The organism is Desulfovibrio sp. OH1186_COT-070 (assembly GCF_003860215.1).
Taxonomy (GTDB): Bacteria; Desulfobacterota; Desulfovibrionia; order Desulfovibrionales; family Desulfovibrionaceae; genus Desulfovibrio.
This window is the reverse complement of sequence record NZ_RQYH01000081.1, coordinates 1-1,467: the sequence shown is the minus strand read 5'-3', so window position 1 is coordinate 1,467 and position 1,467 is coordinate 1. Positions and strand designations below refer to the sequence as shown.

Here is a 1,467-nt window from a genome sequence, read left to right as displayed (position 1 = left end):
GACTGGGTGAGGATCTGGTTGCGCACGAAGCGCGTCATTTCCGTGGCCACGTCCACGTCGGAAATGCGGGATTCGGCGGCTTGCAGGTTTTCCGCCTGGGTGGTCAGGTTGGAGATGGTGTTTTCCAGCCTGTTTTGCAGCGCGCCGAGGTGGGCGCGGATCTTGTCCTTGGAGACCACGGCCTCGGTCAGGCCCACCAGAGCGCTCTGCGCGGCCTGCTGGGTGGAAACCGTGTAGGCCAGGGAAGTCGGAGCGGCCTCGTTGCCCACGCCCAGGGCCGAGGCCGTGCTCGTGCCGATCTGGATGTAGTAGTAGTCTTCTGCCGAGTCGTTCATGGAGCCGAAGTGCACCTTGAGCTTGCCGGTGGAAACCAGACCCGAACCGTCGTGCGTATCCGAAGACAGGTTGCCGTTGAGCAGATGGATGCCGTTGAAGTCCGTGGCATTGGCGATACGTGTAATTTCCGACGCCATGGCCTGATATTCGGATTCGATCATCAGGCGCTGGGTGGAGTCGTAGGTGCCGGTGGCTGCCTGTTCGGCCAGTTCCTTCATGCGCGTGAGCTTTTCGTCGATAACGGCCAGCGCGCCGTCAGCGGTCTGAATCATGGATATGGCGTCGTTGGCGTTACGCACGCCCTGCTGCAGGGCCGCGATGTCTGTGCGCATCAGTTCGCGGATGGCGAGGCCGGCGGCGTCGTCAGCCGCGGAGTTGACGCGCAGGCCCGTGGAAAGACGCTGGGTTGAGGTTCTGAGGTTGCCGTAATGGCTGGTCAGGGTATTGGCCACATTGTTTGCCATATGGTTGCTGTTGATATACATGACATTCCTCCATGAATGTTCTGCTGCCCGGCGGCGCACTGCGCGCGCCCGCTTCCCTGCGGGCTTCCGCCGTTTTTCCCCGTCAGCGCGGACGGGTTTTTTGTTGCTGATATCCGTTCCGGTAACGTACCTGCCCGATACAACGGATTCCCCAGACGACGGGGCCTTTCCGCCTGTTTCGTGGCTTCAGGCGGCAAGGTTTTCCCCAAAAAAACCTGCACATTGCCACAAGCAGGATCCGTGCCAGCCATGCAGAAAAAATTGCTGTGTCTTGGAGGCAGGATATGCACAGTCATGCGGAGGAAAGGAGCGTGGCGTCTGTTGGGGCAGGATGTGTGTCGGGCGCACGGGAAAAATGTCATGTATTTGACAGGGGAAGGAGCGTTTCGGGGCGCCCGTAAGGCAGAAAGGGCAGAAAGGGCCATGAAAATGCAGCCAGCCCCAAAAAAGCCGACCCGCTTTTGCGGGTCGGCTTTTTCTCGTGTTCCGGGCGCGCTCCCGGAATGCGCGCAGTGCGTTCGCTATCTGCCGATGAGCGACATGGCCAACTGGGGCAGGCTGTTGGCCTGGGAAAGCATGGCCACAGCGGACTGGGTGAGGATCTGGTTGCGCACGAAGCGCGTCATTTCCGTGGCCACGTCCACGT

Annotated in this window: 2 protein-coding genes; both read right to left on the bottom strand. The window is 60.6% G+C overall.

Features of this window, described 5'->3' with window-relative positions:
- Nucleotides 1–821: flagellin (locus tag EII23_RS11865; protein ID WP_124793538.1), on the bottom strand; the 821-nt coding region annotated here is incomplete at its 3' end.
- A 521-nt stretch (nucleotides 822–1,342) separates the two neighbouring features.
- Nucleotides 1,343–1,467: flagellin (locus tag EII23_RS11860; RefSeq protein WP_260424713.1), on the bottom strand; the 125-nt coding region annotated here is incomplete at its 5' end.